Raw genomic sequence first — 15,846 nt, 5'->3', positions numbered from 1 at the left:
CCCTTAATCGCGCTCAGCCACCACCATCAAATTGCGCGGGGTCAGCGTGGCGTCGCAGAAGCTGCCTATCTCAACGTTATAGCCCTGTTCGAGCAGAAAAAGTGCCCGGTCCAGCACCAGCCACATTTCCAATGGGCGCCGAAACAACCCACGGACCAACTCCAGGTTTCTGACCTCGGCCAGCCGGCGCCAGCCCTGCGCTTCCAGCGCCTGCCAATCCTGTTCACCTGTGGATAAGCCCTTTAGGCTCGCCAGCGCTTGGCAATAGTCTGCGAAAGGTTGATCCAGCCAGCGGGCGGGCAAGGAAGGCGTGGGCAAATAGTCGTCGCAGCCACGCAATTGCCGCTGTAACTGATCGAAGCCCAAGCGTCGGGCCATGGAGATATCCCGTTGCTGGCGTACGCGGTTGCCGGCAGTCACGGTTTCGCTCAACGGCAGGCCCAGGTCATCAATCGACAGCCGCAATTGCGACGCGCGTGCGGTGCCGGATACGGCTTGATAGCTGTCAGCGTTGATGCGGTTGTAACAGCAGGGCGCCAGTGCCAGCTGCTTGCAACCGGCCGCGCTGGCCAGTTGCAGCAGGCGCACGTGCAGGTCGCCGCAGGCATGCAGGGCGACGGGTGTGTGTTCGGGGCTGAGTGCCACCTGGGCCATCACGTCTTGCAGGCGATGAGTGACGGGCAAGCGGTGGTGATCGCTTAATGCCTGGCCGGAGGCAATCAGCGCCGGGTCGTATTCCAGGCATGTCAACTGCTGGCCGGGTTGCAGCAGGCGGCGGCCAAGATGGCCTTTGCCGGCGCACCAGTCCAGCCAATGGCCGGGCGTGTGAGTGAAATTGAGTGCGGCACCGAAGGCTTCGATCTGTTGCCACTTGCGACCCGGTACGTCGACATTCAGTCGATGACGCGCCGGCTCCAGCGCCTGTGTCGGTAACCTGTCCACAGCACTGAGCTGCAGCGCCTGTTCGGCCAGCTGTGGAAAAGGCGCGGGCGCCGGCAGCGCGTGAGGCCAGTTGTGACAGCTTTCGGCATCGGCCAACGTGCGCTGGCGTAACCACTGGGCAAGCTCGGGATACTCGCGTTCCCAGGGTAATTGCAGGTGCGTAAAGGGCCGTGGTCGCCACAGCCCTTGGCGCTCGATCAGGAACGCATCCAGCGCCGCGAAGCGCGCCTCAACGTCCCTGGCAAGCATCGACGCGCAACCAGCGTTCGAGCAGTTTGAAGCCGCGTACCAGGATGTAGGAAATCAGCAGGTAGAACACGCCGGCGGTGAAGAACATCTCAACCGTCAGGTAGTTGCGCGCAATGATGGTCCTGGCCATACCGGTCAGTTCCAGCAAGGCCACTGTGCTCGCGAGGGAGCTTGCCTTGAGCATCAAAATGACTTCGTTGCTGTAGGCCGGCAGGCCGATACGGGCCGCACGCGGCAGGATGATATAGAACAGCGTTTTCGGCTTGGACATGCCCAGCGCGCGAGCTGCTTCGATTTCGCCCGGCGGGATAGCCTGGATGGCGCCGCGCAGGATCTCGGCGATATAAGCCGCCGTGTGCAGGGTCATGGTGGCCGTGGCACACCAGAAAGGGTCGCGCAGGTACGTCCACATGAAGCTTGCGCGCACGGCATCGAATTGGGCCAGGCCGTAATAGACCAGGAACAACTGCACCAGCAATGGGGTGCCGCGAAAAAAGAAGATATACGCGTAGGGCAGCGAGCGCACATACCAGCGCTTGGACGAGCGAGCGATGCCCAGCGGGATCGCCAGGATCAGCCCGAGAATCACGGCAATGCCAACCAGTTCCAGGGTCAGAATGGCGCCCTGGATAAACTTCGGCAGCCACTTATAGATGACTTCCCATTCCATTACGTCGTCCTCACGAAGCCGCGGGCGGCGCGTTTTTCCAGCACGTGCATAGCGACCATCGACAGCGACGTCAGGCCCAGATAAATGAACGCGGCGACCAGATAGAAGGTGAACGGCTGTTTGGTGACGGTGACCGCGATCTGGGCGTGGCGCATGATTTCCTCCAGGCCGATAACCGTGACCAGCGCGGTGTCTTTCATCAGGATCAGGAACAGATTGCCCAGGCCCGGCAGGGCGATGCGCCACATCTGCGGCATGATCAGGCGGGTGAAGATGCGAAACTTCGACAGGCCCAATGCCACACCGGCTTCGCGATGGCCCTTGGGAATAGCGATGATCGCGCCACGTAACACCTCGGTGGCGTAGGCCCCGAAACACAGGCCCAAGGCGATCACGCCGGCCGCGAACGCGCTGAGCGACAGGTCGGGAATGTCGAGCATTTCACCCAGGCTGCGCATCGCGTTGATCGTGCCGAAATAAATCAGCAACACCCACAACAGTTCCGGCACGCCGCGAACGATGGTCGAGTAAACGCCGCCAAGCCATTGCAACGGCTTGTAGGGCGATGTCTTGGCCAAGGCGCCGGCAAGGCCCAGCACCAGCCCCAGGCATAAAGCCGTGAGCGCCAGTTTGACGGTCATCAGCGCGCCGGCGGCGAGCGCCGGGCCGAATCCGTAGAGATCGAAATTCATGGTGTTTTCATATCGCGGCAGGCATTGCTAAAAGCCGACGCGCTCAAGCAGCGCGTCGGGCAGGCCGTTCAGATCATTCGATGCTGAACGGGAAGTACTTGTCGTTGATCTTTTTGTAGGTGCCGTCTGCCTTGATCTCTGCCAAAGCTTTGTTCAGGCGCTCGCGCAACGGGTCGCCCTTGCGTACGGCGATCCCGATCTTGTCGCTTTCTACAACGGGGTCGCCCTTGAATTCATAGGCCGAACCGTCTTTGCTCTTGAGCCATTCGTACTGCACGTATTTGTCGGCGAGGATGCCGTCCAGGCGGCCGGACGTCAGGTCGAGGTAGGCGTTTTCCTGGGTGTCGTAAAGCTTGGCCTCGGTGTCCGGCAGCTTGTCTTCCAGGTAAGTACCGGCCAGCGTCGCGCGCTGTGCACCGATGACCTTGCCCTTCAGGTAGGCCGCGTCGGTCTTGAAGTCCGCAGTCGCTTTAGGCGCGATGAATTGCAGCTTGTTGGAGTAGTACGGGTCGGTGAAGTCGACGGCCTGCTTGCGCTCATCGGTGATCGACAGCGAGGACACCAGGAAGTCGAACTTCTTGGCGTTCAGGGCCGGGATGATGCCGTCCCAGTCGGACACATACACTTCGCACTTCTCGACTTTCATCTTCGCGCACAGGGCGTCGCCGATGTCTTTGTCGAAGCCGACGACGTTGCCGCTGGCGTCTTTATTGTTGAAGGGCGGGTAGGCCGCTTCGATCCCCATCTTCAAGGTTTCTGCCATGGCCGTGGCGCTGAACGCCATCGAAACGGCCGCGGCCAGAAGGAATTTTTTATAGTTCTGCATGCATGTTGCTCCGTTAGCGGTTGCTGGACATGAATTGTTTGCAGCGCGCCGAAAGCGGGTTTTCAAATACCTGCTGTGGCGATCCTTGCTCTTCGACCAGGCCCTGGTGCAGGAACACCACTTCACTGGACACCTGACGGGCAAAGCCCATTTCATGGGTGACCAACAGCATGGTGCGGCCTTCTTCGGCCAGCGCGCGGATCACATTAAGTACTTCCTGGACCATTTCCGGGTCAAGCGCCGATGTCGGCTCGTCGAACAGGATGACCTTGGGCTGCATGGCCAGGGTGCGCGCAATGGCCGCCCGTTGCTGCTGGCCACCGGACAGTTGCGCAGGGTAGGCGTGACGCTTGTCGGCGATGCCGACCTTGGCCAGCAAGGCTTCGGCCACTTCCGTGGCTTCGGCTTTGCTTTGGCCGAGCACACGGCGGGGCGCCTCGATGATGTTGTCGAGGATGCTCATGTGTGGCCACAGGTTAAAGTTTTGAAACACAAAACCGATTTCGCTGCGCAGGCGGTTGATCTGTTTGCCGTCGGCGGCCATCAGCTCGCCGTTTTTCGCGGCCTTGAGCTTGAGTTCTTCGCCGGCGACCAGGATCTGTCCCTGGTGCGGGTTTTCCAGCAGGTTGATGCAGCGCAGGAAGGTGGACTTGCCGGAACCGGAGGAACCCAGGATCGAGATCACGTCGCCGTCGCGGGCGGTCAGCGAGATACCTTTAAGTACCTCAAGCTCACCATAGCGTTTATGCAAGTTGCGGATTTCAAGCGCGGGCGCGGCCTCGGCCATGTGCGGTCCTCATTGTGTTCATTGCATTCCTGCTGTTGGGCCGCCTTCCTGGCGAGGCGCCAAGCTAGCATAGCGTTCGGATGGCAGCCAACAGCGCTGCGGACGGTTAACGGGTGGCCTGCGGCAGGGTGTCGCATCGGCGCAGCAGCGTGTCGCGCCATCAACAACCTACAGACGTTTGAACCCGAGAAATCCACAGGCTTTGCGTAAAAAAGGGCGCGATGGTGCCAGCTTTGGCCGGGTGTTGGAAGGGTTAACCGGGCAAACGGTCCATATCAGCCCCTTTGTGGGGCGTCACGCACTTTTTGTGTGTGTTTTTGGTGCGCATGACCGTCTGGATTGTGGGTCGCACGGTAACGCTATAGCGGAATGCCATTGTTCTCAATGACTTGCAGCGCACGTTGAATTGTCCTACAGCCCGCGTCAATCGCGGCTCTGTAATATTTTGGCGCAAATCTTGCGTAAAAAATAAAGAACGCCCCGTTGGTTTCTTTTCACGAGAAAGATCGCAGGCCGGGCGGACCGTTTTCGCAATTCCTCGTAAAGGTGTGTCAATGAGTAGTACGCAAAGCTCCAATGACCTCGAACAGGGGCTCAAACCGCGTCACGTCACCATGCTGTCGATTGCCGGCGTCATTGGTGCCGGTTTGTTTGTTGGCTCCGGCCACGCGATTGCTGCCGCCGGCCCGGCCGTACTGCTGGCTTACGCCGCTGCGGGTACGTTGGTGGTATTGGTGATGCGCATGCTCGCCGAGATGGCCGTGGCCTCGCCGGATACCGGTTCGTTCTCCACCTATGCCGACCGTGCGATTGGCCATTGGGCCGGTTTCACCATTGGCTGGTTGTACTGGTGGTTCTGGGTGCTGGTGATTCCGTTGGAAGCCAACGCTGCTGCGACCATCCTTAATGCATGGTTCCCTGATGTGGCGATCTGGGCCTTTACCCTGATCATCACGTTGCTGCTCACGGCAACCAACCTGTTCAGCGTGAAAAACTATGGTGAATTCGAATTCTGGTTTGCGCTGATCAAAGTCGTGGCGATTGTGGGCTTTGTGATCCTCGGCCTGGCGGCGATTTTCGGCTTCCTGCCGACCAGTCAGGTCAGCGGCGTGTCCCACCTGTTCGACACCCAGGGCTTTATGCCTAATGGCATGGGCGCGGTATTGGCGGCCATCCTGACCACCATGTTCTCGTTCATGGGCACCGAGATTGTCACCATCGCTGCGGCCGAATCGAAGAACCCTGGCCAGCAAATCACCAAGGCCACCAACTCGGTGATCTGGCGGATTGGTTTGTTCTACCTGCTGTCGATCTTCATCGTTGTGTCGCTGGTGCCATGGAACGATCCGACCCTGGCGGCCGTAGGTTCCTACCAGACTGTGCTGGAACGCATGGGCATTCCGAACGCCAAGCTGATCGTCGACCTGGTGGTATTGGTTGCCGTGACCAGCTGCCTGAATTCGGCGTTGTACACCGCCTCGCGCATGCTGTTCTCCCTGGGGCGTCGCGGTGATGCGCCGGCGATGTCCAAGCGCACCAACAAAAGCGGCACGCCTTACTGCGCGGTGCTGTTGTCCACTGGCGCGGCGTTCCTGGCAGTGTTCGCCAACTACGTCGCTCCGGCGGCGGTGTTCGAGTTCCTGTTGGCAAGCTCCGGCGCCATCGCGTTGCTGGTGTACCTGGTGATCGCAGTGTCGCAACTGCGCATGCGCCAGAAGCGCACGGCTGCGGGCGAGAAGATTGTGTTCAAGATGTGGCTGTTCCCTGGCCTGACCTACGCGGTAATGGTGTTCATCGTCGGTACGCTGACCATCATGCTGTTCCAGGAAGCGCACCGGGTCGAGATTATTGCGACCGGGATTTTGAGCTTGCTGGTGGTGCTGGCGGGGTTGTTTGTGGCGAGCCGTCGCAAGGCGCAGAAAGTAGGCGCTGCCGTACTCAATTGATGTAATGAAATGCGCTGCGCAATGCATCGCAATTCAAATGTGGGGGCGGGCTTGCCCGCGATTACGGTAGATCAGCCAGCACATCTGGCGACTGATCCACCGCTTTCGCGGGCAAGCCCGCTCCCACATTTGGTGTTGTGTCAGTCTGCTGAGTTGGCGAGCGCTTGGGAGGCCGCCACGTAATCGGCCTGAAACTGCGGCGACTCGATCCACGCCAGCGCTGCCGCTTCATCATCACTGTCCGTCGCCCACTGCCGGTACTCGATCAGTGCCGCGAGAATGAAGTCAGTGGCCTCTTCTTCGCCTTCCTGCTCCAGCACCAGCGCCAGCAACGGGTGCGCCAGAAATACTGCACACAGTGCCTGCTGGCTGGTTTCGCCCGCGGTGCGCATCTCCATAAACAACTCGGTCAAATCTACCGACTCAAGGTCAATGCGGCTGTCATCGCCGGCGAACGCATCCGGCTTGGTCGCAACGCTGCGTTGGGTACGGTTTTGCTTGGCCTTGGCCTTTGCCCGGTGGGCACGTTTTTGCTGCTTGTTCGGCGAGGCCATGGGCTCAACGTCCTTGGGTACTGGGTCTGGGTGGGTATTGAAGCGCAGGTTGGGGGTAAATCCCAAGGGATTCTAAACGCGCTGACCGGGAGCGCCTTGCATCAACTCACCGTGTTGCAGCCACGCCAGTGCAATCGGCCACAGCCGGTCCTGATATTCACTGCGGAAAAAGGCGAAATGCCCGACGGCTTTTTCGCCAATATCTTCAGGGGCTATGCGCAGATGCGTGCGCTCGCTGTGTTCGAAATAGCCCAGTAGCCGCTCAATTGCCGCCACCGTGCCAAACGGGTCGTCGGTGATGCTGATCGCCAGCAACTGCGCCTTCACGCGGGCAAATGGCAGCTCATTCAGCGCGCGCCCGCTGGGGCGCGTCTCGTACCGGGGGGTTGGCGTGCCCCAGTCGTGCACCACGCCGGCCGGTGTGTCTTCCAGCCAGCCCAGGCGTTTGCCGGGGAAGTAGCCATACAGCGCGGTCACCAGCGGCATCACCACATGCCACTTGGCAAACATGCGCCAGCGCCCGCTGGCCTCATAGTCGCGCCAGTACGCAAACTGCGCGCCGACTGTGACGATGCGTCGGATCACCGCGCCGGAGGCGCCAAGCCCCGCCGCACAGCCTCCAAAGCTGTGACCGATCACATCAATCGGCTGCCCTGGAAACTCCCGTTGCGCGCGCTGCAGCATCGCCTCGAAATCCAGCACGCCCCAATCCGACCACGACGCCTTGAATCCGCGCAGCGAGCCACTGCGGGACTCGCCTATGCCTCGGTAGTCGTACGTGATGACGTCCAAGCCATTGGCAAACAGGTAGTCGGCGAAGCGAGAGTAGTGGCGGCAGCGTACGGAAGTGGCGGCGTTGATGATGACAACCGGGCGTATCGGGTCGGTTCTGATATGGCGCCAGGTGAAGCCGCCGATGGGGTAGCCGTCGTTGGCGGGCTCACGGAATGCTTCCGGGGCTGGTCGAGTGGGCAGGTTCATAGGTCGGCTTGATCCTTGCGCTTTTGGTGTGGGCTGTAGGGCCACGCGCTTTTATAAGAAACCGAAATTAACAAATTTAGCGCGGCAGGGGCGTAACAAATATCGCGATGCTCGACCTCGCCCCCCCTGAGTGCTTAGGCTTGCGATCTGTTCATCAGCCAAAGTCAGTCCATGACCCGCGACACCCTCGAACACAGTCAGATCCCCATCTACTTCGTTGCCGTCCTGCTGGCGGCGGCATTCGGCGTGCTTGCGCCGCTGTCAGCCCATGGTCTTGGCGTGCTGGTGACGCCCGCCATCGCGGTGCTGATGTATGCGATGTTCCTGCAAATCCCGTTTCTGGAGCTGCGCCAGGGTTTGGGCAACAAGCGCTTTATCTCGGCGCTGTTATTGGCCAATTTCATCCTGGTGCCCTTGCTGGTGTGGGCGTTGACCCGTGGCTTGGTGGAGCGCCCGGCGCTGTTGGTGGGTGCATTGCTGGTGTTGCTGACGCCGTGCATCGACTACGTGGTGGTGTTTACCCACATCGGTAAAGGCGATTCGCGGCTGATGCTGGCGGCAACGCCGGTGCTGTTGCTGCTGCAACTGGTGCTGTTGCCGGTGTACCTGGGTTTCATGCTGGGCGCGCAATCCGCTGTCGTGGTGGCGGTAGAGCCGTTCGTGGAGGCGTTTGTGCTGTTGATTGTGCTGCCGATGATGCTGGCGGTGCTGACGACATTCCTGGCGCGGCGCTCCAGCGTGATCAATATGTGGAACGACGCCTGGGCCTGGCTGCCGGTGCCCGCGATGGCGCTGGTGCTGTTTGTGGTCATCAGCTCGCAGATCACCTCGGTGGTGCGCGATATCGGTTTGCTGTTGCCGCTGATGCCGGTGTACGTGGGCTTCTTGTTGCTGGCGCCGTTGATGGGCGCGTTGGCTGCACGGTTGTTGGCGTTGCCTGCTGTGACCGCGCGGGCGGTCACGTTCAGTGCCTCGACCCGCAATTCTCTGGTGGTCTTGCCCCTTGCGCTGGCTTTGCCGGAAGACGTGCGCGGGCTGGCTGCAACGGCGGTGATTCTGCAAACCCTCGTTGAGCTGATGGGCGAGCTAGTCTACATCCGGCTGATTCCGGCACTGGTGTGGCGCGCTGGTCGATAAATCCATAAATGTTCGGGTTTGTTCAGGCGCTATTCAGGAGCTGAGTCGGCACCATGGAGTCGGCGCAGCCTACCTGAAAGGACATTCGATGGATCACCGCAGCCGTTTTCGCCTGGAGTCCCTGGGCCTGTTTCTGATCGCTTTACTGCTGTTCACCTTGGGCATCTGGGATGAGCAACCCCAAGGGTTTGACGGGCGTTGGGCGCTGTTTCTGCAAGAAATGTTTCGCCATGGCGCGAGTCTTTTTCCGACTACCTACGGTCAGCCTTACCCGGACTACCCGGGGACCGCGACCTTTTTCAGCTTCGTGTTTGCCCGCTTGTTCGGGGCGCCCAACCACCTGGCGAATGTCCTGCCGACGGCGCTTGCCTCGGCGGGCATGATCGCGCTGATCTATCGCTTGCTGGTGCCATTGAGCCGACCTTGGGCGTGGCTGACGGTATTGCTGACGCTGCTCACCACCCAATTGCTCGATAAGTCGCGCTCGGTGTGCCTGGACCTGATGATCGCGTTGCTGTGTGTGGGCAGTTTCTACCTGCTGCACAGCGGCGAGCGCATGGGGTCGCGGGTGCGGCAGCTTGCCGTGTTCCCGTTATTTATTCTGGCGTTCGCGATTCGTGGGCCGCTTGGGTTGATCGAGGTGTGTGGCGTGGTGTGCGTGTACTGGGCGCTCGGCCGACCGGGGCAGCGCGTCAAGCAGGTGCTGATTCACGGTTTTGTGGGGTTGGTGTTGCTGGTGGCGTGCTGGTGGATGTTGATGAAGCTGGCGCGGTTCAGCGGCGGCGATGCCTTTGCCGATGAGGTGTTCAGGATGCAGGTCAGCGGGCGCCTCGATGAGAGTGGCGAGCCGTTTTACTTCTACTTCAAGCTCAGTTTGTACCGCTACTTCCCGGTGGTGCCGCTCGCGCTGGCCACGATGATTGCGCTGCGTCATCGCTGGTCTGAGCGCTGGGTCAATGACGATATTCAGCTGGTGGTACGGCTTGGCGCCTGTGGCTTGATGATTTTGCTTGGGCTTTCGGTGCCGCACTTCAAGCGCGCTTATTACATTCTGCCGATGGTGCCGATGTTCGCCGCTGTCGCCGCCTATGGGCTGCTTCAGGCGCAACATTGGCTGATCGGCGTGCGCCGCTGCTACGAAGGGCTTGTCGCGGCGCTGCCGGCGTTGTGCGTGGTCGTGCTGTTTGTGTGTCGGCACGCCTGGCAAAAGCACGGCTACTGGCCGGACGTTTCGTTACCGCTGATGATTGGCGCGCTGCTGGTGTTGCAACTGGCGGCGCTGATGGCCTGGCGTCGTCCATTGCGGTTGGTGTGGCTTAGCGTGGTCGCACTGGCGGCGCAATGGCTGCTGTTGGTGGTGGTTATAGACCCCGCCAAGGATCTGCAATTTGATACGCGCAAGTTTGTCAGCCAGGTTGAAGCGCTGCGTGAGTCCGATCCAGGCCCCTTGGTGTTCGTCAATCTGGGGCGCGATACCTGGGCGGTGCGCTACATGATGAACCTGGATCACGATGAGCAGCCGCTGTTCGTCGCTGATAATCAGCTTGAACAATTAACCACGTTGCCACGGCCATCCTGGGTGATTGTGCCGCGCAAGGAGGCAGCGCTGTTGAAAGGGACGTCGATGGAGCAGCAAGCGCCAAGCTTTGAAGGGCGGCTGAACGATAATCTGCTGATGGTGTTTTTGCTCAAGTGAGCATTTCTTCCCCGCATAAAAAAGCCTGCACAAGGCAGGCTTTTATTGGGCGGTGCAGAGGGCGAATCAGGCAGCTTCAAGCATAGGTATCTGCATGCCGATTTTTGCCGAGGCAAAGTTCATGTCGCCGCTGGCAATGGACTGGCCTTTGAAGCCTTGGCCGATAAGGTCCTTGATGTAGAGCTTGTTGTAGATGAAGGCAAACACAATGTTGCTCACGCCCATTGTGAACATGGCGATGACGAACTGGATCAGGCCGTACTTCAGGTCGCCGCGAAACAGTGCCGGGAAGCAGCCGAAAAAGAACGTTGTCCAGGAAAATCCAACCGGGGCCTCTTTCATTGCGCCGGTATGCGGGTTTTTGAAAATGATCGATGTGTATGCCATTTACTTCTCCATGTGCCCAAGTGGGAGGCAGTACGTCGGGCTGGCGTAGTGCTGGGTGTTGCGGTGCGTGTGTCGCTGTCAACGCTAGTCCACGACTTCCCAGATCAGGTTGTCGTCGTCGACCATGACCTTCACGATCAGTGTTTCAGGGCCATCCGGGCCTTCCACTTCAACGATCCCGCGGTATTTGTTTTCCCCTCGCTTTATCAGCGTCAGGTCTTTGATCCTGTTTTCGCCGGGCGAGGTGTCGTTATCCCACTGCTCCTGCATGCTTTCCCGTACTTCCTGGGCAAGTTCTTCATTTGCCGCATTGGCGGTGCCAGCGCAAAACAGGTACGCGGCGAACACCATTGCGGTCTTGAGTCTTCCTGTTGTGGGGATCATGCAAGCGTCCTTGAAGGAGTGGTCCCGGGTGCAGCCCTGCGCCCAACTTGATTTCACACCTGCTGGGGTTGCTGAGTCTGACCGCGCAGAATGTTTTGCTTACGCTGCTCTTCCGGCAGGTCATTGATGCAGTAGTTGATGTAAAAGGCGTGCAGGAAGAAGGTGTAGAAACCGTTCATTCTCAGGTCGATCTTGTGCTCGCTTAGAGCGTATTCCGACAGGGCTTTTTTAGCCTTGAATGCCCAGACGATATAAAGGGCGCTGGAGGCGATCATAAGAATCCCGGACAACAAGTCCATAGATGCCAAGCCACTGTTGGAAAGGAGACCGCCCAAGCCAAGGCATACCGCAAGCCAAATGATGTAGGTGTCGTCAACCAGTCGGACCTTTGTGGTTTCGCTGATAATTTTGTTGTTTCGAGCCAGCCACAACAGCACGTAGAGCCCCGCTGTTGCTATGCAAAGCAACACCATGTTGGCGGTCTTTGTGTCGATTTTGTCTTTCAATTCATTGATGTTGGACATAACTTTTCCATGTCGATAGATATCGAGTGGGCGCAGCGAGGGGGGGCTAAGGTTGGGTGACTGGGTCACCTGGCCTGTTTTGGTTTTTGAATACCAAAGGCCGACGAGATACGGGAGGGATAAGGATGCATCCGCATGATGTTGCTCGCCTGCCATGGCATTCAGCCAAATCATAGCATAATGCTACTATTTTTCGACAGGGTGCATGCGCGGAAGGGGCAGCAAATCGAAGGCAACAAAAAACCCGCACTTGGCGGGTTTTTTGTGTGTTTCAGATGACGTTTGCACCACCTGAAACTAATTAGTGGTGCCCAGAGACGGAATCGAACCGCCGACACGGGGATTTTCAATCCCCTGCTCTACCGACTGAGCTATCTGGGCAACGGGGCGCATTAAACGGGTTTTTCAGGGGGTCGTCAAGCAAGTTTTCAAAAAATATTTAATTATTACCGTCGCTTACGTGCCGACCCCGGTTTTTGATCAATTATTGAGCAGGCGGCACGTAGCCGTCGGCCTTGGCGTAATCCTCGCCAGAAAAGAACTTGTCCATCTCGCCCTGCAGGTATTTGCGGTCTTCGGCGTTCATCATGTTCAGGCGTTTTTCGTTGATCAGCAGGGTCTGGTGTTTTTGCCAGTCGGCCCAGGCTTTGGCGGAGACGTTGTCGAAGATGTCCTGGCCTTTGGCGCCGGGGAACGGTGCGCGCTCCAGGGCAGGCAATTCTTCGTGGTACTTGCGGCACATGATGGTGCGGGTCATGACGGAACTCCTGCGTTCAATACGTCGGCCGCGCGCTTCAGCAGTTTTTTTACCGGGGCGGCAAGGCCCAGGCGCGGCGGGGTGGCGAGGTTATACCAGAGCCAGTCGGCCTCGGCCACGTGATGGGCGGATTCCTCGACCTGGACCAGCCAGGGTTCGATGGCCAGCTGGAAGTGGCTGAAGGTGTGGATCAGCCCCGGCAGTTCATGCGGCGTGCCCAGCGCGAGCGCGTGCTGGTTGGCCAAGTGTTCCAGGTCCTGGAGGTCGTCGAGCTCCGGCAAGCTCCACAAACCGCCCCACAGGCCCGTGGAAGGGCGGCGGTAAAGCAGAATCGCGCCCTCGGCGTTGGCCAGCATCGGCATCAGCGTGCGCTTTTGCGGGATGGTTTTGCGCGGCTTGGGGATTGGGTAGCGTGTCTCCAGGCCGAGCATGTGCGCCTCGCAGCCCTTTTCCAGCGGGCACAGCAGGCAACTGGGTTTGCTGCGGGTGCAGAGCGTGGCGCCCATGTCCATCATCGCCTGGGTGTAGGCGTTGACGCGGTCGTGCGGCGTAAAGCGCTCTGCGGTGGCCCAGAGCTGCTTGGCAACCTTGGGCTCGCCGGGGTAGCCCTCTTGCGCGGTAAAGCGCGCCAATACGCGCTTGACGTTGCCGTCGAGGATGGGCGCCCGCAGGCCCATGCTCAGGCTGGCGATCGCACCCGCAGTGGATAAGCCGATGCCGGGCAGTTCAGTGAGCTTTTCGACGTCCTTGGGAAACTCGCCACCGTATTGGGCGACGACGATCTTGGCGGTCTTCTGCAGGTTGCGTGCGCGGGTGTAGTAACCCAGGCCGGTCCACAGGTGCAGCACTTCGTCTTCCGGCGCGGCGGCCAGGGCTTCGACCGTCGGCAGGGAAGCCATGAACCGGTCGAAGTAATTGAGCACGGTGCTGACCTGGGTCTGTTGCAGCATGATCTCCGAGACCCACACCCGGTAAGGCGTAATGCCCTGTTGCCAGGGCAGGTCATGGCGACCGTGGCGGTCGTACCAGTCCAGCACCGCCTGTGAAAACTGCTCGTTTCTCATCGTTTGAACAAGCCTTTAAGGGCGTCTTTCAACTGCGGGTTGACCTTGTCGAGTTTCTCTTCGAGCTTCTCGCTGAGTTTGTTGCCGGCGGCTTTGACCGCAACCTGAGTCAAGCCGTCCTTGTCCAGGCGGCAGGCTTTGGCGCCCAGTTCCAGCGGGCCGCGGCAGCGCAGCGGCACTTCGATGCCCCGGAAGTTGGAGCCGACCTGGCAAGCCGGGTCCGGCACGTCGCGTGTATCGCCTTCAACGATGATGCCGACGCGATAATCCATGCCCAGCACGCGCAGGTCGATGTCACCGTTGCCGTTGACTGTCAGGCCCGGAATACGCACTTTCAGGTCCGGGTTGCTGGCCACGCCGTTGCGCAAGGTCAGGTTGCCGCGCAGTTCCTGGAACGGCGTGTCCTTGCCTTGTGGCGTGGTGGTCAAGGTCTTGCGGTTGAGCAATGCGATGCCGGTGCACAGCTGCTGTTCAATGTTGGCGTTGAGCAGCGCGCCGTTATTGATCACAAAGCTGGCGGTGCCGTTAAGGCTGTCGATCAGCGCCTTCTGGCTGTTGCCACGGCCGTTGAGGTTGCTGTCGAGGGTGATTTGGCCTTTTACCGGCGGGTTTTGCCCCTGAGCTTGCAGGATGCGCTCGACCGGCACTTGCTTGATGTGGGTTTGCAGCGCCAGCACCGGGATGTCCTGGCGCACATCGAGTGTGCCGTTGGCCTGGAAGGTGCCGTTGTAGAGGCCGCCGCTGAGGGTATCAAGCTTGAGCTGGCCATCGATGCCGGAGGCTTTGAGTGCAGCGTTCTGGATCGGCAGCTTGCTCAGGGTCAGTTGGCCGAAGGCCAGGTCGGCGTCCACGTCCAGCGTGCGCAGGCGCGTGAGTGGCAACAGCTTGTCGGTGCTCCACGCGCCTTTGGTTGGTGCGTCCGGCAGCGGTGTGGTGCCACCGGCGGCCATGGCGCCGGCCTCGCTGTTCTGCACTTCGGCCTGGCGTGCGGCCGCTGCACCTTTGGCGGTTTCGGACTTGGCCGGCAGGTAGTTGTCGGCGTTGAAAGTATCGCCTTTGAGTTGCAGGCGCAGGGATTGCTTGGCGAAATCCTCTACAGCGATGCGGCCGGTGAAGGTGCTGCTGTCGAGTTTCAGGTTCAAGTCTTCCAGTGCCACGCTGGTAGGCGTGCCTTTGAGGCGGCTGACCAGTTCAACTTTGCTCAGGCTGCCCGCCGCCATCGGTGGCAACGGATGGCCGACGCTGTCGAGGAACTTGGCCAGGTCAAACTGGGCAATGGACAGGGCGCCGCTGAGCTGTGGGGTTTTGTTCAGGTCATTGACCTTCAGTTCGCCCAAGGCGCGCAGCTGGTTGGCGGAGAGTTTCAGGTTGGTCCATTCGGCAATATTGGCCGCCAAGTCCACCAGCAGTTGGCCTTGGGTGGAGAACGTTACGGTCTTGCCCTGCAGCGGCTCGCCGGTGGCTTCGCCGCTCAGCTTCATGTCTTCGAACTGATAGCGCTGGAGCGCACGCTGGATGCGCAGGTTGCCGTTCAACTCGGTCTTGACGCGCATCAGCGGCTGGTTGCTGCCCAGGAATGCCGTGAGTTTGAGCGGAATGCTTGCGCCTTCGTGCACGGCACCGGCGCTTAACTGGATGCTTTCGGCGCTGTACTGTTTGCCGGTCTGCTCATCGTTGTATTCAACGCGGGCGTTGTTGATGGTCAGGCTGTCGATGTCCAGGCGGATCGGTTTTGGCGGTTTTTCCGGTTCAGGTTCGGCCGGCGTTTCCGCGGGGGCAGGCACCGGCGCATTGGCCGGTTTCTCGGTCACGTTCTTGCCGATGTCCTCCCAGTTGCCGTGGCCTTGCTTGTCGCGGTTGAGGCGCAGGTTCAGGCCTTCGACACGCACATCGCTCATCTGCACTTCACGGCGCAGCAGCGGCAGCACGCGCACCGACAGGCCGAGCATCTGCAGGTCGGCAAACGGCTGAGTCGGGTTGGTCATGGTCGCGACGCTGGCTTCGTGCAATTCCAGGCCCAGCCAGGGGAACAGGCTCCAACCGATGTCGCCATTGAGCGTCAGCTCGATGTGGGCCTTGTCGCGGGCAATCTGGCGGATCTCGTCTTTGTAATCGTTGGGATCGAAGAGGTGGGTCAGGGCAAAGCCCAGGGCCACAATGATCAGCAACAGCCCGAGAAGTACCAGACCCAGGATTTTGCCGAACGCTTTCATGGGCGAGTCCTTGTATGTCGATTTCAAAATTTAGCCG

Annotated in this window: 16 protein-coding genes and 1 tRNA gene; 3 read left to right on the top strand and 14 right to left on the bottom strand. The window is 59.9% G+C overall.

Annotation, left to right across the window (positions count from 1 at the left end; all coding sequences use genetic code 11):
• Positions 1-3 precede the first annotated feature (3 nt).
• The 5 genes from ACM530_RS08345 to ACM530_RS08325 form a co-directional block, all read right to left on the bottom strand.
• Positions 4-1,191, bottom strand: a complete 1,188-nt coding sequence (locus tag ACM530_RS08345; RefSeq protein ID WP_416364571.1) for a methyltransferase — start codon at positions 1,189-1,191, stop codon at positions 4-6.
• Positions 1,172-1,861: an ABC transporter permease gene (locus ACM530_RS08340; protein ID WP_416364570.1), complete on the bottom strand. Its 690-nt coding sequence runs from the start codon at positions 1,859-1,861 to the stop codon at positions 1,172-1,174. The genes ACM530_RS08345 and ACM530_RS08340 overlap by 20 nt, the downstream gene beginning before the upstream one ends.
• Positions 1,861-2,553: an ABC transporter permease gene (locus ACM530_RS08335; protein ID WP_119738133.1), complete on the bottom strand. Its 693-nt coding sequence runs from the start codon at positions 2,551-2,553 to the stop codon at positions 1,861-1,863. Before ACM530_RS08335 ends, ACM530_RS08340 begins: the two co-directional genes overlap by 1 nt.
• 73 nt (positions 2,554-2,626) lie before the next feature.
• A complete protein-coding gene (locus tag ACM530_RS08330; RefSeq protein WP_003187758.1) occupies positions 2,627-3,379 on the bottom strand; it encodes an ABC transporter substrate-binding protein in 753 nt (250 codons plus the stop codon).
• A 13-nt stretch (positions 3,380-3,392) separates the two neighbouring features.
• Entirely contained in the window at positions 3,393-4,166 is a 774-nt protein-coding gene (locus ACM530_RS08325; RefSeq protein ID WP_106577457.1) for an ABC transporter ATP-binding protein, read from the bottom strand.
• Between the two features lie 554 nt (positions 4,167-4,720).
• Here ACM530_RS08325 and gabP point away from each other — a divergent pair.
• Entirely contained in the window at positions 4,721-6,112 is a 1,392-nt protein-coding gene (gene gabP / locus ACM530_RS08320; protein ID WP_145159859.1) for a GABA permease, read from the top strand.
• 140 nt (positions 6,113-6,252) lie between these two features.
• On the opposite strand, the gene ACM530_RS08315 is transcribed toward gabP, so the two are convergent.
• Positions 6,253-6,666, bottom strand: coding sequence for a hypothetical protein (locus ACM530_RS08315; RefSeq protein ID WP_369301679.1), 414 nt, complete (start codon positions 6,664-6,666; stop codon positions 6,253-6,255).
• A gap of 72 nt (positions 6,667-6,738) precedes the next feature.
• Positions 6,739-7,647: an alpha/beta fold hydrolase gene (locus tag ACM530_RS08310; protein ID WP_416364569.1), complete on the bottom strand. Its 909-nt coding sequence runs from the start codon at positions 7,645-7,647 to the stop codon at positions 6,739-6,741.
• A gap of 171 nt (positions 7,648-7,818) precedes the next feature.
• Between ACM530_RS08310 and ACM530_RS08305 the strand changes: the two genes are divergently transcribed.
• Together ACM530_RS08305 and ACM530_RS08300 are read left to right on the top strand one after the other, a co-directional pair.
• A complete protein-coding gene (locus ACM530_RS08305) occupies positions 7,819-8,784 on the top strand; it encodes an arsenic resistance protein (protein ID WP_416364568.1) in 966 nt (321 codons plus the stop codon).
• An 88-nt stretch (positions 8,785-8,872) separates the two neighbouring features.
• Positions 8,873-10,480, top strand: coding sequence for an ArnT family glycosyltransferase (locus ACM530_RS08300; RefSeq protein WP_416364567.1), 1,608 nt, complete (start codon positions 8,873-8,875; stop codon positions 10,478-10,480).
• 66 nt (positions 10,481-10,546) lie between these two features.
• On the opposite strand, the gene ACM530_RS08295 is transcribed toward ACM530_RS08300, so the two are convergent.
• From ACM530_RS08295 to ACM530_RS08265, 7 genes are all read right to left on the bottom strand, one after another.
• Complete coding sequence (locus tag ACM530_RS08295; RefSeq protein WP_177017252.1) at positions 10,547-10,867, bottom strand: hypothetical protein; 321 nt, start codon at positions 10,865-10,867, stop codon at positions 10,547-10,549.
• 84 nt (positions 10,868-10,951) lie between these two features.
• Complete coding sequence (locus ACM530_RS08290) at positions 10,952-11,251, bottom strand: hypothetical protein (RefSeq protein ID WP_369301675.1); 300 nt, start codon at positions 11,249-11,251, stop codon at positions 10,952-10,954.
• A gap of 53 nt (positions 11,252-11,304) precedes the next feature.
• Positions 11,305-11,775 carry a hypothetical protein gene (locus tag ACM530_RS08285; protein WP_177017254.1) on the bottom strand — a complete coding sequence of 157 codons (471 nt, stop codon included), beginning with the start codon at positions 11,773-11,775 and terminating at the stop codon, positions 11,305-11,307.
• 305 nt (positions 11,776-12,080) lie between these two features.
• Positions 12,081-12,156: transfer RNA gene (locus tag ACM530_RS08280), tRNA-Phe, on the bottom strand.
• 103 nt (positions 12,157-12,259) lie between these two features.
• Positions 12,260-12,532 carry an oxidative damage protection protein gene (locus ACM530_RS08275; RefSeq protein WP_106577463.1) on the bottom strand — a complete coding sequence of 91 codons (273 nt, stop codon included), beginning with the start codon at positions 12,530-12,532 and terminating at the stop codon, positions 12,260-12,262.
• Positions 12,529-13,596, bottom strand: a complete 1,068-nt coding sequence (gene mutY, locus ACM530_RS08270) for an A/G-specific adenine glycosylase (protein ID WP_106577464.1) — start codon at positions 13,594-13,596, stop codon at positions 12,529-12,531. Before mutY ends, ACM530_RS08275 begins: the two co-directional genes overlap by 4 nt.
• Complete coding sequence (locus tag ACM530_RS08265) at positions 13,593-15,809, bottom strand: AsmA family protein (protein WP_416364566.1); 2,217 nt, start codon at positions 15,807-15,809, stop codon at positions 13,593-13,595. Before ACM530_RS08265 ends, mutY begins: the two co-directional genes overlap by 4 nt.
• Between the last annotated feature and the right edge of the window lie 37 nt (positions 15,810-15,846).

The organism is Pseudomonas sp. NFX183, from assembly GCF_047943075.1.
Lineage (GTDB): Bacteria > Pseudomonadota > Gammaproteobacteria > Pseudomonadales > Pseudomonadaceae > Aquipseudomonas.
This window is presented reverse-complemented; position numbering and strand designations above follow the sequence as displayed.

Coding starts and splice junctions, on each gene's coding strand:
- ACM530_RS08345 (WP_416364571.1), bottom strand. CDS start 1,191: ATGCTTGCCAGGGACGTTGAGGCGCGCTTCGCGGCGCTGGATGCGTTC.
- ACM530_RS08340 (WP_416364570.1), bottom strand. CDS start 1,861: ATGGAATGGGAAGTCATCTATAAGTGGCTGCCGAAGTTTATCCAGGGC.
- ACM530_RS08335 (WP_119738133.1), bottom strand. CDS start 2,553: ATGAATTTCGATCTCTACGGATTCGGCCCGGCGCTCGCCGCCGGCGCG.
- ACM530_RS08330 (WP_003187758.1), bottom strand. CDS start 3,379: ATGCAGAACTATAAAAAATTCCTTCTGGCCGCGGCCGTTTCGATGGCG.
- ACM530_RS08325 (WP_106577457.1), bottom strand. CDS start 4,166: ATGGCCGAGGCCGCGCCCGCGCTTGAAATCCGCAACTTGCATAAACGC.
- gabP (WP_145159859.1), top strand. CDS start 4,721: ATGAGTAGTACGCAAAGCTCCAATGACCTCGAACAGGGGCTCAAACCG.
- ACM530_RS08315 (WP_369301679.1), bottom strand. CDS start 6,666: ATGGCCTCGCCGAACAAGCAGCAAAAACGTGCCCACCGGGCAAAGGCC.
- ACM530_RS08310 (WP_416364569.1), bottom strand. CDS start 7,647: ATGAACCTGCCCACTCGACCAGCCCCGGAAGCATTCCGTGAGCCCGCC.
- ACM530_RS08305 (WP_416364568.1), top strand. CDS start 7,819: ATGACCCGCGACACCCTCGAACACAGTCAGATCCCCATCTACTTCGTT.
- ACM530_RS08300 (WP_416364567.1), top strand. CDS start 8,873: ATGGATCACCGCAGCCGTTTTCGCCTGGAGTCCCTGGGCCTGTTTCTG.
- ACM530_RS08295 (WP_177017252.1), bottom strand. CDS start 10,867: ATGGCATACACATCGATCATTTTCAAAAACCCGCATACCGGCGCAATG.
- ACM530_RS08290 (WP_369301675.1), bottom strand. CDS start 11,251: ATGATCCCCACAACAGGAAGACTCAAGACCGCAATGGTGTTCGCCGCG.
- ACM530_RS08285 (WP_177017254.1), bottom strand. CDS start 11,775: ATGTCCAACATCAATGAATTGAAAGACAAAATCGACACAAAGACCGCC.
- ACM530_RS08275 (WP_106577463.1), bottom strand. CDS start 12,532: ATGACCCGCACCATCATGTGCCGCAAGTACCACGAAGAATTGCCTGCC.
- mutY (WP_106577464.1), bottom strand. CDS start 13,596: ATGAGAAACGAGCAGTTTTCACAGGCGGTGCTGGACTGGTACGACCGC.
- ACM530_RS08265 (WP_416364566.1), bottom strand. CDS start 15,809: ATGAAAGCGTTCGGCAAAATCCTGGGTCTGGTACTTCTCGGGCTGTTG.